General features: G+C 65.7%; 15 protein-coding genes and 1 pseudogene. 12 read left to right on the top strand and 4 right to left on the bottom strand.

Annotated features, from left to right (window positions below):
* From thiC to BLS40_RS10870, 6 genes and pseudogenes are all read left to right on the top strand, one after another.
* Positions 1-1,064: phosphomethylpyrimidine synthase ThiC (gene thiC / locus BLS40_RS10895; RefSeq protein WP_157672486.1), on the top strand; the 1,064-nt coding region annotated here is incomplete at its 5' end.
* Positions 1,065-1,086: 22 nt separating this feature from the next.
* On the top strand, positions 1,087-1,668 hold the full coding sequence (locus BLS40_RS10890) for a DUF418 domain-containing protein (protein WP_157672482.1): 582 nt from the start codon (positions 1,087-1,089) through the stop codon (positions 1,666-1,668).
* A gap of 321 nt (positions 1,669-1,989) precedes the next feature.
* Positions 1,990-2,304, top strand: coding sequence for a DUF418 domain-containing protein (locus BLS40_RS10885; protein WP_231908464.1), 315 nt, complete (start codon positions 1,990-1,992; stop codon positions 2,302-2,304).
* Positions 2,297-2,953 (top strand): annotated as a pseudogene (locus BLS40_RS10880) (thiamine phosphate synthase). Before BLS40_RS10885 ends, BLS40_RS10880 begins: the two are co-directional and overlap by 8 nt.
* Entirely contained in the window at positions 2,953-4,125 is a 1,173-nt protein-coding gene (locus BLS40_RS10875; protein ID WP_092151963.1) for an MFS transporter, read from the top strand. Before BLS40_RS10880 ends, BLS40_RS10875 begins: the two are co-directional and overlap by 1 nt.
* A 10-nt stretch (positions 4,126-4,135) precedes the next feature.
* Positions 4,136-4,576 (top strand): GNAT family N-acetyltransferase, encoded by a 441-nt coding sequence (locus tag BLS40_RS10870; RefSeq protein ID WP_092147176.1) that lies wholly within the window; start codon positions 4,136-4,138, stop codon positions 4,574-4,576.
* Between the two features lie 3 nt (positions 4,577-4,579).
* On the opposite strand, the gene BLS40_RS10865 is transcribed toward BLS40_RS10870, so the two are convergent.
* Together BLS40_RS10865 and BLS40_RS10860 are read right to left on the bottom strand one after the other, a co-directional pair.
* Positions 4,580-5,815, bottom strand: a complete 1,236-nt coding sequence (locus BLS40_RS10865; protein ID WP_231908462.1) for an Nramp family divalent metal transporter — start codon at positions 5,813-5,815, stop codon at positions 4,580-4,582.
* 122 nt (positions 5,816-5,937) lie between these two features.
* Positions 5,938-6,312, bottom strand: coding sequence for an ectoine synthase (locus tag BLS40_RS10860; protein WP_092147173.1), 375 nt, complete (start codon positions 6,310-6,312; stop codon positions 5,938-5,940).
* A gap of 123 nt (positions 6,313-6,435) precedes the next feature.
* Here BLS40_RS10860 and thiO point away from each other — a divergent pair, with 123 nt between their 5' ends.
* The 3 genes from thiO to BLS40_RS10845 are packed head-to-tail and all read left to right on the top strand — an operon-like array spanning position 6,436 to position 8,521.
* Entirely contained in the window at positions 6,436-7,530 is a 1,095-nt protein-coding gene (gene thiO, locus BLS40_RS10855) for a glycine oxidase ThiO (protein ID WP_092147170.1), read from the top strand.
* On the top strand, positions 7,527-7,736 hold the full coding sequence (thiS, locus tag BLS40_RS10850) for a sulfur carrier protein ThiS (RefSeq protein WP_092147167.1): 210 nt from the start codon (positions 7,527-7,529) through the stop codon (positions 7,734-7,736). The genes thiO and thiS overlap by 4 nt, the downstream gene beginning before the upstream one ends.
* A 5-nt stretch (positions 7,737-7,741) precedes the next feature.
* Positions 7,742-8,521, top strand: a complete 780-nt coding sequence (locus BLS40_RS10845) for a thiazole synthase (protein WP_092147164.1) — start codon at positions 7,742-7,744, stop codon at positions 8,519-8,521.
* Here the strand turns inward: BLS40_RS10845 and BLS40_RS10840 are convergent.
* The gene (locus BLS40_RS10840) at positions 8,518-10,323 is read right to left on the bottom strand and encodes a BCCT family transporter (protein WP_092151961.1); all 1,806 of its coding nucleotides are present in this window, start codon (positions 10,321-10,323) and stop codon (positions 8,518-8,520) included. The two genes, BLS40_RS10845 and BLS40_RS10840, sit on opposite strands and share 4 nt — an antisense overlap.
* A gap of 64 nt (positions 10,324-10,387) precedes the next feature.
* Between BLS40_RS10840 and BLS40_RS10835 the strand changes: the two genes are divergently transcribed.
* On the top strand, positions 10,388-11,065 hold the full coding sequence (locus BLS40_RS10835) for a type 1 glutamine amidotransferase domain-containing protein (protein ID WP_092147138.1): 678 nt from the start codon (positions 10,388-10,390) through the stop codon (positions 11,063-11,065).
* Here BLS40_RS10835 and BLS40_RS10830 read toward each other — a convergent pair whose 3' ends face one another.
* Positions 11,066-11,230, bottom strand: a complete 165-nt coding sequence (locus BLS40_RS10830; protein WP_092151971.1) for a glycerol dehydrogenase — start codon at positions 11,228-11,230, stop codon at positions 11,066-11,068.
* 96 nt (positions 11,231-11,326) lie between these two features.
* On the opposite strand from BLS40_RS10830, the gene BLS40_RS10825 reads away from it, so the two are divergent.
* Both BLS40_RS10825 and BLS40_RS10820 read left to right on the top strand, forming a co-directional pair.
* The gene (locus BLS40_RS10825; protein ID WP_092151969.1) at positions 11,327-12,196 is read left to right on the top strand and encodes a cation diffusion facilitator family transporter; all 870 of its coding nucleotides are present in this window, start codon (positions 11,327-11,329) and stop codon (positions 12,194-12,196) included.
* 87 nt (positions 12,197-12,283) lie between these two features.
* A complete protein-coding gene (locus BLS40_RS10820) occupies positions 12,284-12,580 on the top strand; it encodes a hypothetical protein (protein WP_092147135.1) in 297 nt (98 codons plus the stop codon).
* The last annotated feature ends 10 nt before the right edge of the window (positions 12,581-12,590 follow it).

Genomic DNA, 12,590 nt, shown 5'->3' with positions numbered 1-12,590 from the left:
TCCGCAACTCCCCCGTCCCGATCGGCACCGTGCCCATCTACCAGGCCCTGGAGAAGGTCGGCGGCATTGCCGAGGATTTGACCTGGGACATCTTCCGCGACACCGTCATCGAACAGTGCGAGCAGGGCGTGGACTACATGACCATCCACGCCGGAGTTCGCCTGCCGTTCGTGCCGCTGACCACCCGGCGCGTCACGGGCATCGTCTCCCGCGGCGGCTCGATTATGGCCGGCTGGTGCCTCGCCCACCACAAGGAGTCCTTCCTTTACGAGAACTTCGACGAGCTCTGCGAGATCTTCGCGGCCTACGACGTCGCCTTCTCGCTCGGCGACGGACTGCGTCCCGGCTCGGTGGCCGACGCCAACGACGCCGCCCAATTCGCCGAGCTGAAGACCATCGGCGAGCTGTGCCACCGCGCCTGGGATTTCGACGTCCAGGTGATGATCGAGGGCCCCGGCCACGTGCCGCTGGACATGATCCAGATCAACAACGACAAGGAAAAGGAGTGGTGCGGCGGGGCGCCCTTCTACACGCTTGGCCCCCTAGTCACCGACATCGCCCCGGGGTATGACCACATCACCTCCGCGATCGGTGCGGCCAACATCGCCGCGGGCGGCACCGCGATGCTGTGCTATGTCACCCCGAAGGAGCACCTCGGCCTGCCGAACAAGGACGACGTGAAGACGGGCGTGATCACCTACAAGATCGCCGCGCACGCCGCCGACGTGGCGAAGGGGCATCCGGGCGCCCGGGACTGGGACGACGCGATGAGCAAGGCCCGCTTCGAATTCCGCTGGGAGGACCAGTTCGCGCTCTCCCTCGACCCGGATACCGCGCGCGCCTACCACGACGAGACCCTGCCCGCCGAACCGGCCAAGACCGCGCACTTCTGCTCCATGTGCGGGCCGAAGTTCTGCTCGATGCGGATCTCCCAGGACATCCGGGACGAGTTCGGCGACACCATCGAATCCCTGGGCATGCCCACCGTCGACGCCGTCCTCGGCGAGCAGCACATGGCGCATGTTTTCCGCGAACACGGCTCGCAGGTCTACCTCCCCGAGTAAGCCACCCGAGTAGGTTATGGGCATGGACAAAACACCCGCGAAGCAGAGGCTGCTCCTCCCCGACATCGCCCGCGGCGTCTCCCTGCTGGCATCGCCGCAGCCAACTCGGTCCAAGCCTGGTCACCACCGGCACCTCCAGCGCGGCGCCCAGGAGACACCCTCGGCGGCGTCGACCCCTCGAGCGGGTGGACGCCTTCTTCGCCGTGTTCTCCGCAATGTTCGTTCACGTGCGCGGCCTGCCGATGTTTTCCACGCTGCCGGCTTCGGCTTCGGGCTCGTGGTGGCGAGCCTGTACCGCAAGCACTACCCGCTGCGCGACGCGCGCCGGGTGCTTCTGCGCCGCTACGGCACCCTCGCTGCGCTGGGGCTAATCCACATGCTCGCGCTTTTCTACGGCGACATCATGCTCACCTATGGGCTCATCGGCGTGCTCATGGCTCTACTGTTCACCGTCAGCGCGAAGTGGCTGCGCCTGATCGCCTACATCTTGCTGGATTCTTTTCGCCGTTACCGGCACCGCCGGCGCTTTTGCTGTGTACTTCTTCGAGCCCGGGGCCCTGCCCGATATGCGCGCCCCCACCACGGAGCTGTTAACCGTGGGTGACTATTTCAGCGCCAACTTTTCCGCGGCGATGCTGATGCTCACTTCGATCCCCTTCGCGTCGGTTCTCTCGCGGGCTGAGCATCATCGGCTACGTCTGGGCGACGGAGGGTTACCTGGTGAACGTCGATAAGCATCGCGCTATTCTGCGGCAATGGGTCTATGTCGCCGTGGCGATCACCCTGCTGCTCGGGCTTCCGTGGGGTCTCGCGGCGATCGGGTGATCGACCCGGGCCTCGAGGAGTTCTTCTGGATCCTCACCAGTCCTGGGGGCCGTTCACCGGCCCCGGAATCCTCGCCGCGTTCGCGCTGGCGACAAACGGGATGCAAAAGCGCGCCGCCCAGGCGCACGCGGCGCCCCGCTGGGCCTACCCCCTCATCGCGCTGGGCAAGCGCTCCATGTCGGGCTACCTCGCGCAATCGCTGCTGTTCATCATCCTCGCTTCTCCGTTCGGGTTCGGGCTCGGCCTGGACGGAACGTCACCGGCAAGCTCGGGGTGGGCCTGCTCGTCTGCTGATCACGCTGCTTTTTGCCTCCGTCCTCGAGGCCACCCGCACCCCGGCCCGTTCGAGTGGGTTCACCGCCGCATCGCCTACGGGCGCACCGGCGCGATCGAACCGAGGCCCGCACATGCTTAAGTGCGAGCTCGACCTGCGCTGTTACTTTGTCACCGGGAGCGGTAGCGAGCGCGACATCGTCGCCCGCGCGCGAGACGCCGCGCGCGCCGGAGCCGGTGTCATCCAGGTGCGCAGCAAACCCATCTCCGCGCGCGAGCTCTACACCCTCGGCCGCGAGGTCGCCCGCGCGGTGCGCGAGGCCAACCCCGCCACGCGCGTGCTTATCGACGACCGCGTCGACGTCGCGCTCGCCCTGTGCGACGAGGGTGTTCACGGCGTCCACCTCGGCCAAGACGACCTCGACGTCCGCGTTGCCCGGCGGCTACTCGGCCCGGAAGCGATCATCGGACTGACCACGGGGACGCTTCAGCTCGTGCGCGCGCCAATGAACTAGCTGGAGACATCGACTACGTCGGGGCCGGGCCGTTTCGCGCCACCCCGACGAAGGACTCGGGCCGGCCGCTACTCGGTGTCGACGGCTACCGCCCCTCGTCGCCGAGTCCCTCGTGCCCGTCGTAGCCATCGGCGATGTCACGGTCGACGACGCCGCCGAGCTCGCCTCCACCGGCGTCGACGGCTCGCTCTGGTGCGCGGCATCATGAACGCCGAGGACACCGGCGCCTACGTGGCGCGCGTACTCTCCGAGTTCGAACGCGGCGCAGCAGATTAATCCCATGTCCAGCCGCAAAGTTTCTACACGTCATCTTTTTCCTCGTCACGGCAGGATGGGCCGCGAACCACTTCGCGGCCGTTCTCGTGGCCCTTAAAGAGCGCGCGCACCTCGAGCCGCTGCTGGTCAACGGCGCCTACGGAATCTACGCAGCCGGTCTGTTTCCGTGCCTTCTGGCCGGCGGGATCCTCGCCGACCGCTTCGGAGGCCGCCCGATTGTCATTGCGGGCACGATCGTCTCCGCGCTCGGAAACCTGGGCCTTGCCTTCTCGCACAGCGCCGCCGCCCTGCTGTCGGGCCGCTTCGTCGTCGGGCTCGGCGTCGGACTTGTCGTGAGCGCGGGAACGGCGTGGGCGGCGAGGCTCCGCGGCGCGCAAGGTGCGACCCTCGCCGGCATCTTTTTGACCTCCGGCTTCGCCCTCGGGCCGATCTTCTCCGGAATTTTCGCCTATGCCCAGTCGCGGATTTGGGAGCTCTACGCGGTGAAATTCGCTCTGTCGCTGCTGGCCATCGTGGTCTCCCTGGTCATCGGCGACACACCCCACCACGCGGTAACCCAGGGCCCCGACGGCCCCGCACCAGCGCCCGCCGCGGCACCGGCGCAGCGCTCATCCACCAAGGCGCTGGCGACGGCATTGCCGGTGGCAGTGTGGGTCTTCGCCTCCATCACTACCGCGGTTGTCGGGCTCGCCGCTCGCGTCGCCCACTACTTCCCTACCGGGGTGTTCATGCCGGGAATCGCCGCCGTTCTCGGTTTCGGCACCGCGCTTGTGCTCCAGGCTCTGGGCAGGCGCTTCGACTGGGGCCCGCGCGCCGGCGTCATCGGCGCGCTGTGCTCCGCGACGGTACTGGCGATTGCCGGCTTCGCTGGAACCAACCCCACGCTCGCAGCCTTCGTCGCAGCGACTATCGCGTTGGGTGCGGCGTACGGTTTGTGCCTGCGCGACGGGCTTCTCGACGTCGACACATACGCTCCCCTCCACGCGCGCGGCCGCGTCCTCGGCATTTACTACGTGGGCACTTACATCGGATTCGCCCTGCCGCCGCTGTTGCAGTGGCTGGAGCCGCTGGCCGGGCCGACGGTGCCCCTGCTCGTGCTCGCCGCCCTGGCTCTGACCTCAGCCGTCGTGCGCTTTACCCAGATTAAGACCGGCTACCTCTCCCGCGCCTAAGCTTGGGGCCATGATTGCGATCTCGCCGCTGGCGCAGCTTACCGCTCTGCAGACCCATGCCCTGTTCAAGCTTCGCGTTGACGTGTTCGTCGTCGAGCAGCAGTGCCCGTTTGCTGAGATCGACGACATTGACGCGCACCCGGACACCCGCCACCTTCTGGCGTGGTCGGATGAGGATCCGGCCGAGCTGCTCGGGTGCGCACGGGTGTTTCCCACCGACTCCGGCAGCCGGTTCGGCCGCTTCGTCGTTGCCCCAGCTGCGCGTGGCACGGGCCTCGGCCATGAGATCGTGCGCACCGGCATCGCCTACACCCAGCGATTCTCCGGCGGCCTTGTTATCGAGGCCCAATCCGGGCTGGTGGGTTACTACACCGGCTTCGGCTTCGTCGCCGAGGGCGAGGAATTCCTTGATGCCGGCATCCCGCACGTGATGATGCGGCTGCGGCGCTGACAGTTAGAACAGGTCGGCGAGCGATAGACCGCCGAGGACGAGTGTGATCAGGAAGATCAGCCCGCCGACGATGTTTCCCACCAGCGAGTTCGCGTGCTCGCCCAGCAGACGCTTGTTGTTCATCGTGATCAGAAGGAAAAACGCGATGACGGGCAACAAGATGCCGTTCGCGGCCTGGGCGAGGATGATGACCTGGATCGGGTTGAACCCGGAGATCGCGATCGCCGCGCCGCACAGGACCACGACCACCACGATGGCGCGGAAGCGCTGGCTCTTCATGTCCGTGGGCCAGCCCATGACGCCGCAGATCGCGTACGCCGCGCCCATTGGACCGGCGACAGCGGAGGTCATGCCCGCGGCGAACAGGCCGATTGCGAGCAGCCACGGGGCGGCGTCGCCAAGCATCGGGCGAAGCGGCTCGGCGAGGTCGGCGGCGGATTCCGCCTGAAGTCCTTGCGCAAACATCGTCGCAGCGGCCGTTGCGACGATCGCCAGCGTGATCAAACCACCGAGGCTGATGGAAACAACGTTGTCTATCCGCGCCTTCTTCAGTGCGGGGTCCCGCGGCTCGTCTCCCCACTTTTCCTGCACCAGGTTGGAGTGCAAGAAGACGTTGTAGGGAACGACCGTCGTGCCGATAAGCGCGACCGCGGAGAGAACAGCGCCGTCCGGCACGCTGGGCATGAAGGTGGAGCGCAGCATGTCCCCGAGGTCGGGCCCCACACTGATGGCCGTGATCACGAAGGTCAGCGCCAGGATGCCCACGAGTACCGTCATCACCTTTTCCAAAAGCGCGTAGCTTCCCGAAAGCAGCAAGGCCAGCACCACCGCGGCCACCCCGACGGAGAGCAGCACTTGCGACCACCCCGTCACGCTGGCGATCGCGAGCGAGGTTCCCGTCGTGTCGCCCCCGGCGTACGCAGCGCCGCCGATTCCGATCGCGGAAACGACCAGGACGATCATCAGCCACTTCACAATCTGCGAATTAAACGTCTGGCGCAGCGCTTCGCCGGTGCTGAGGCGAGCCGCGAGTCCGAGACGCACAGACATTTCCTGCAGGATGATCGTTGCCACGATGGAGAAAACAATCGCCCAGACGAGCGCGTAGCCGTAGCTCGCGCCGGTCACCGTGGCTGTGGTGACCGTACCCGGGCCGATGAACGATGCCGCGATGAGCAGCCCCGGCCCAAACATGCCGGACTTACGCTGTGGCGCTGTGGTGGTTTCAACAGTGGACATCGCGTACCTCGAATCCGCCTATGAATGTGAGTTACATCACGTTGGTGACAGCTTAGTACTGTCGCGCTACCCCGCGGGGTGCATTTCACTACCTGTCTCCCTAGCGCCTCACAGAGATGCCTTTAGTAGGAGCTGAACCCGTCCTCGCTTAAGGTGTGCTTCTCGTCGCCGGTGATCGCCGGGTTGAAGATGCTGACCAGGATCAGATCCTCGTCCTTGCCGCCGCGCAGGTAGTGGGCGTCGTGCTCGTCGAGCACGTAGATGGTGCCCGGCGTGATCGGGTAGATGTTGCCCTCGGTGTCTTCAACCTCACCGGAGCCGCCGATGCAGTAGCACGCCTCCAGGTGGTTGCGGTACTGCAGCTTGGACTCGGTGCCCGCGCGCACCACGGTGTGCGCCACCGCGAAACCCATATTGTCCTTCGCGGTGAGCACGCGCTCGGAGGTCCCTCCGCCCCACTCAACCTTTTCCACATCGTTGCGAGACCTGGTGAACATGAAATCCTCCTCAAGATTTACGTGTTGGCGATTGCGTTACACCTTTCAACCCTACGTAAACTCCAACCTCGCGCGCTCGGGCGCGAGCCGGATTCCGCCCCCCTCGTGTGGAACAATGGAACCATGTCTGGCACGCCAACCGCCGTCATCGGCGCGGGAATCATCGGGTTGAGCACCGCCTTAACCCTGGCAGATCGCGGCCATTCGGTCACCGTCTACGACCCTGCACCAGCCCGCGGCGCCTCCCACTACGCGGGCGGAATGCTCGCGCCGGCTTCAGAGGTGGTGTACAAGCAAGACCCGCTTCTACCGCTGATGCAGGCCTCAGCCAGCCGCTACCCGGAGCTGATCGCGTTGTGCCGGAAGTACTCCGACCTGCCGACGGGCTACCGCACCGAGGGCACCCTCGTGGTTGCTCGCGACCGCGCCGACAGCACCTTTCTGGACGATCTGCTCAGCTACCAGCACGCCCGCGGGGTGCACGCGCAGCGCCTCACGGTGCGCCAGGCCCGGGCGCTGGAACCCGCACTGTCTCCCGCGCTGTCCTCGGCGGTGCTCAGCAGCGGCGATCACCAGGTCAGGCCGCGGCTGTTGACGCGCGCGCTTATCGACGCCTGCACCAACGCCGGGGTGAGTTTCGTGCGCGAGCAGGTCACTGACGTTTCCGATCTTGCGCACCAGCAGGTAGTCATCGCCGCCGGCCTCGGCGCGAAAGACATCTCCGGGTGGGACGAGGGGGACAAAAACCCGCTGCAGCTGCGCCCGGTCTACGGCGATATCCTGCAGCTCCGGGCCCCGAAACACCTTGACCCGCTCGCCACCAGGGTGGTCCGCGGTGTGGTGGAGGGCAGGGCGATCTACGTCATCCCGCGCGAGGATGCGACGCTGACCGTGGGCGCAACCAGCCGCGAGGACGGCCGCGCAAACGCGCAAGCCCAGGGCGTGTACCAGCTTCTGCGCGACGCGATTGAGATTCTGCCCGGCATTGAGGACTGCGATTTCATCGAGGCCGGCGCGGGCGCCCGGCCCGCCACGCCGGACGATCTGCCCTACCTCGGGCGTGTTAGCGAGCGCGTGGTTGTCAGCACCGGGTACTTCCGCCACGGGATTTTGCTGGCGGCGCTGGCGGCGCGGTGCGCAGCGGAGCTCGTCGAGAAGCAAAAGCCCTGCCTAGACTTGAGTGCATGCGACCCGATGCGCCACAGGAGGACACAATGAGCAGAAACATTTTGGTCAACGACACCGCGCGAGACACCGATGCGGCGACGGTCAGCGAGCTCGTGCGTGAGGTGCTCGGCGATGTTCCCGACGCCGGCACCGCCGTCGCAATCGACTCGGCCGTCGTCCCGCGCTCGAAGTGGGAGTCGACGCAGCTTGCCGACGGGGCGCGCGTGGACATCCTCACCGCAGTCCAGGGGGGCTAGGGCAGGTGCTTACTATCGCTGGCCGGGAGTTTTCCTCCCGCCTCATCATGGGCACCGGCGGCGCGAGCTCGATGGACATGCTCGAGCGCTGCCTGGTTGCCTCCCGCACGGAGCTGACGACCGTCGCGATGCGCCGCCACTCCGCCGGCGGCAGCGGTGAGTCGGTTTTCGACTTGCTGCGCCGACTCGGTATCGCGCCACTGCCGAACACGGCGGGCTGCAAAACCGCGCGCGACGCGGTGATCACCGCCGAGCTCGCCCGCGACGCACTGCATACGGATTGGGTCAAGCTCGAAGTCATCGCCGACGACCGCACGCTGCTGCCCGACGTGGTGGAGACCGTCGACGCCTGCGAGATGCTCATCAACGCCGGCTTTACCGTGCTCGCCTACACCTCGGACGACCCGGTGGCGGCAAAACGCCTCGAGGACATCGGCGCGGCGGCGGTGATGCCGCTCGGGTCGCCGATCGGCACCGGGCTGGGCATCCTCAACCCGCACAACATCGAGCTGATCTGTTCGCGCGCCGAGGTGCCCGTGCTCATCGACGCTGGCGTCGGCACGGCCTCCGACGCCGCGCTCGCCATGGAACTCGGCTGCTCCGGCGTTCTGCTGGCCAGCGCCATCAACCGCAGCCAGGACCCGGAGGCGATGGCCAACGCAATGCGCCTGGCAGTCGAGGCCGGAGCGTTGGCGGCCGGGGCCGGGCGGATTCCGAAACGCGAGCACGCGGTGGCGTCGTCAAGCTTCGAGGGCCTGGCGAGCTGGGCCGACCAGGTGCTCTAACGGCGCTTCGGGGTTTCCTCGTCGACGATCGTAAACGCCGGTTCTGATTCCCCGCTCCAGTCCTGGTCCACCTCGCCGCCGATGGCGAGGTCGCCTTCGATGATGAGCGACTCCGACAGCTTCCAGCCGCCCTCCTCCAGGTCGTACTCCAGCTCGGGACGGGCAATCTCGTTGCCTTCTGCGTCATAACCCGGCGCGGGGCGGTTCTCCGCCTCTTCCAGCTTCTCGGCGCTGTCGGTCTTGTCCCACTGGCGGGTACGGACGCGGCGGCGCGCGGCGGAGTCGTCGTTCATCGCCTTGAGTAGCGCGAACATGATGAAGAAGTAGAGGATGAAGAACGGCAGCGCGATAATGATCACGACTTCCTGCAGCGCCTGGATGCCGGTGTCGTTGATAAACAACAGGGCCGCAGTGACCACGCCGATGGCCACGACCCAGCCGACCTTGTAATACGTCGGCGTCTTGTTCTCCTCACCGGAGGCGAACATGTCCATCACCATCGCGGCGGAGTCCATCGAGGTGACGAAGTACAAAATGATGACAATCAGAGCCACCGTTCCCACGATGCCGTAGAGCGGGTACTGGGACAGCAGCGTGAACAGCGCCCGCGGAGTATCACCCTGCTCCACCACGGGACCGGTGAGCACGCCCGGGTTGGCCGTCTCGATCTCGGTCGCGGCGCGGCCGAAAATGGAAAACCAGATGAGGTCGAAGGTCGTCGGCAGGAGCAAAGTGCCGCCGATGAACGCGCGCACCGTGCGGCCCTTAGAGATGCGGGCGAAGAACATGCCCACGAACGGCGCCCAGCAAATCGTCCACGCCCAGTAGAACGCGGTCCACGTCGCGTGCCAGCCCGGGTTGTCGTTATAGGAATCGACCCAGAACATCAGCTCAGGCAGCGAGTTGGCGTAGATGCCGAAGGACTCGGTGACCTGCCCAATCAACTTCAGCGTCGGTCCGGCCAGCAGCACAAACACCATGAGGACGACGGTCGCGGCGATGTTGAGGTTGGACAGGATCTTGATGCCCTTGTCCAAGCCGGAGGCCACCGACAGGCACGCGGCGACAGTAATCGCCAGGATGATGCCCAGCTGGACCGGGGTGACAAGCGGCACGCCCCACATGATGTTCATGCCAGCGGAAATCTGCAGCACACCCAGGCCGACCGAGACGCCGATGCCGAAGACGGTGCCGATGATGCCGAAGGCGTCGATAAGCTTGCCCGGCCAGTCGTACACGCGCGAGCCCAGCAGCGGGGCGAACAGCGACGACAGACGCGCCGGCATCTTGCGCTTGTAGCTGAAGTAGCCCATGGCCAGGCCAGGCAGGGTGAAAATCACCCACATGTGGATACCGAAGTGGTAGTAGGTGAACTCGAAAGCTTGATTGATGGCCTCGCGGCTCATCGGTTCGAAGTCACCGCGCGGGGGATTGTAGGCGTGGTGCAGCGGCTCGGCCGCGCCCCAGAACAACAGCGTCGCGCCCATCCCGGCGGCGAAGAGCATCGCGAACCAGACGGGCAGGGTGTATTCGGGCTCGTCGTCATCGTCACCAAGCCGCAGGTTGCCGTACTTGGACACGAAAATGACGATGAGGAAGACTAGGACGGCGGAGACCCCGCCGATGTAGAACCACGAGAAGTTGTCCATCAGCGCACCCGAGATGGCCGAGTAGGCGCTGCGGGCGCGGTCGCCGAACACGACGGTCAACGCGACGAAGAGGGCAATGAATCCGACCGACGTATAAAAGATCAACGGGTCGGATTTAAGCCCGCGTTTCGGGGCGGAAGTGGTTGTCGACATGGGTGCGAAGTGTAGCCGATCGAGGGTCTTCCGCGCGCCTCGCGACGGTGCTATGGTCGGAGCAATGAAATTCCTTGCAGTAGCAACAAGCACATACCGTTACCAAACCTCTGGATACCGCACCGGCCTCTGGCTGGGCGAGTACACCCACTTCTACGACGTTCTGACCGAAGCGGGCCACACCGTGGACCTGGCGAGCGTGCAGGGCGGCGTTGTCCCCCTCGATCCCGTTAGCCTGATGCCGCCCGTGATCGGGATGGGCGACACCGACAAGCGCTACGAGGACGGCGAGTTTATGAAGCGCCTCGACAACACCCCGGCGCTGGCCGACGTGGACAAGGACAGCTACGACGGGATCTACCTCACCGGCGGGCACGGCACGATGTACGACTTCACCTCGGAGACCGTGCGCGAGGCCGTGGCAAGCTTCGCCGATGCCGGAAAGATCGTTTCCGCCGTGTGCCACGGCCCGGCCGGTCTGCTTAACGTGACGCTCGCCGACGGCTCCAAGCTGCTCGACGGCAAGAAGGTCACCGGCTTCACCTGGGCCGAGGAGAAGGTGGCCCGCCGCGCGGACAACGTCCCGTTCAGCCTCGAGGACGAGCTGGGCGCGCAGGCCGGCGAGTACAGCAAGGGCGCTGTCCCGATGACCGAGCACGTCGTTGTCGACGGTCTCCTTGTCACCGGGCAGAACCCGATGAGCGCCGCGGGCGTCGGTAAGGCCGTGCTCGAGCTCATCTAATTAACGCAGTAACCTGCCTGCGATGGCGGAGGTGACGGCCGAGCCGACCAGCACTAGCACGGTGTAGGCGAAGCCGCTCACCCCCAACATCCGCAGCAACCATCCAAAAAACAGGGCGCCGGCGACGGCGCCCACAATTGCGATTATCCAGCCTCGGGTATCCATGCCCACCGAGTATAGGCCGGATGCGAACGTCGCTAAGCCCATCCGGGAATGAGGTGACCCGCCGTGCTCGACGGACAGAAGCTGCTGGAACGATTCATGTGGCTGTCCATCGCCGCATCAGTTGCCACCATCGTGCTCAAGCTCGTCGCCGCGTGGGTCACCGGGTCGGTGGGTTTTCTCTCGGACGCCATCGAGTCCTTCATCAACGTCGTCGCGGCCGTCGTCGGGCTCTGGGCGCTGAAAATCTCCGCGAAACCGGCCGACGTCAACCACAACTTCGGTCACGCCAAGGCCGAGTACTTCTCCGCGCAAGTGGAGGGGTCGATGATTTTGGTCGCATCCGTGGCCATCATCTACACCGCCGTCCAGCGGCTCATCGATCCCCAGCCGATCGAGCAGGCCGGAGTGGGCTTGCTCTTATCGACGCTCGCCGCAGCGTTGAACCTCGCCGTCGGCGTAGCGCTGGTGCGGGCGGGCAAGAAACACCGCTCCGCGACTCTCGCCGCTGACGGACGCCACCTCCTCACCGACGTATGGACCACAGCCGGGGTGCTCGTGGGCATCGCGCTGGTGTGGCTGACCGGGTGGGAGATTCTCGATCCCCTCATCGCGCTGGCCGTCGGAATCAACATCCTCGTTACCGGCTACACCCTGCTCAAGAATTCTCTTGTCAGCCTCCTCTCAGAGGCCCTGCCGGAGGACGAGCGCCTCGCCATCAAGAACTACCTCGACGGCGTGGAAGAGCAGCACGCAATCAAGTTCACCGACGTGCGCACGGCTGCATTCGGGCGTGAGCGCCTGGTCAACGTCGTCATGCAAGTGCCCGGGCAGTGGAATGTGGACCGCGCGCACGAATACGCCGACATGGTCGAAGACGGCGTGGACGAGGCCGTTGGAGGCGCGCGGACGATCGTGCACGTCGAGCCGCTGGGAACCACAACCCACGTGGAGTTCAACTGGATTTAGCACCCCCGATCTAGCCCCATTGTTGAAAACTAATTGGAAACTGGGTTTAATGGAAACTAGTTGAAAACAGCGAGAAAGGATTGTTCCATGAGCACCCACACCATCCATGAGACCCACGACCACGTCCACGGCGAGGGCTGTGGCCACGTCGCGGTCCCCCACGGCGACCACGTCGACTACGTGCACGACGGCCACCTGCACCGCAGCCACGACGGCCACTGGGACGAGTGCATCCTGGCCGAGCACACCGAGCACGGCGAGCACGCCGGCCACACCCACGGCGAGGGCTGCGGCCACGTCGCGGTCCCCCACGGCGACCACGTGGACTACATCCACGACGGCCACCGCCACGCCGCTCACGGCGACCACTACGACGAGCACTAGTCCAGTACCC

Origin of the sequence: Corynebacterium mycetoides (assembly GCF_900103625.1) — a bacterium.
Taxonomy (GTDB): domain Bacteria; phylum Actinomycetota; class Actinomycetes; order Mycobacteriales; family Mycobacteriaceae; genus Corynebacterium; species Corynebacterium mycetoides.
Note: the sequence above shows the minus strand (reverse complement) of the source record. Positions and strands in the feature narration are given on the sequence as shown.

Bases quoted from the DNA above. Each gene is read 5' to 3' on its own strand.
- BLS40_RS10890 (WP_157672482.1), top strand. From the start codon at position 1,087: ATGGACAAAACACCCGCGAAGCAGAGGCTGCTCCTCCCCGACATCGCC.
- BLS40_RS10885 (WP_231908464.1), top strand. From the start codon at position 1,990: ATGCAAAAGCGCGCCGCCCAGGCGCACGCGGCGCCCCGCTGGGCCTAC.
- BLS40_RS10870 (WP_092147176.1), top strand. From the start codon at position 4,136: ATGATTGCGATCTCGCCGCTGGCGCAGCTTACCGCTCTGCAGACCCAT.
- BLS40_RS10865 (WP_231908462.1), bottom strand. From the start codon at position 5,815: ATGTCCACTGTTGAAACCACCACAGCGCCACAGCGTAAGTCCGGCATG.
- BLS40_RS10860 (WP_092147173.1), bottom strand. From the start codon at position 6,312: ATGTTCACCAGGTCTCGCAACGATGTGGAAAAGGTTGAGTGGGGCGGA.
- thiO (WP_092147170.1), top strand. From the start codon at position 6,436: ATGTCTGGCACGCCAACCGCCGTCATCGGCGCGGGAATCATCGGGTTG.
- thiS (WP_092147167.1), top strand. From the start codon at position 7,527: ATGAGCAGAAACATTTTGGTCAACGACACCGCGCGAGACACCGATGCG.
- BLS40_RS10840 (WP_092151961.1), bottom strand. From the start codon at position 10,323: ATGTCGACAACCACTTCCGCCCCGAAACGCGGGCTTAAATCCGACCCG.
- BLS40_RS10835 (WP_092147138.1), top strand. From the start codon at position 10,388: ATGAAATTCCTTGCAGTAGCAACAAGCACATACCGTTACCAAACCTCT.
- BLS40_RS10830 (WP_092151971.1), bottom strand. From the start codon at position 11,230: ATGGATACCCGAGGCTGGATAATCGCAATTGTGGGCGCCGTCGCCGGC.
- BLS40_RS10825 (WP_092151969.1), top strand. From the start codon at position 11,327: ATGTGGCTGTCCATCGCCGCATCAGTTGCCACCATCGTGCTCAAGCTC.
- BLS40_RS10820 (WP_092147135.1), top strand. From the start codon at position 12,284: ATGAGCACCCACACCATCCATGAGACCCACGACCACGTCCACGGCGAG.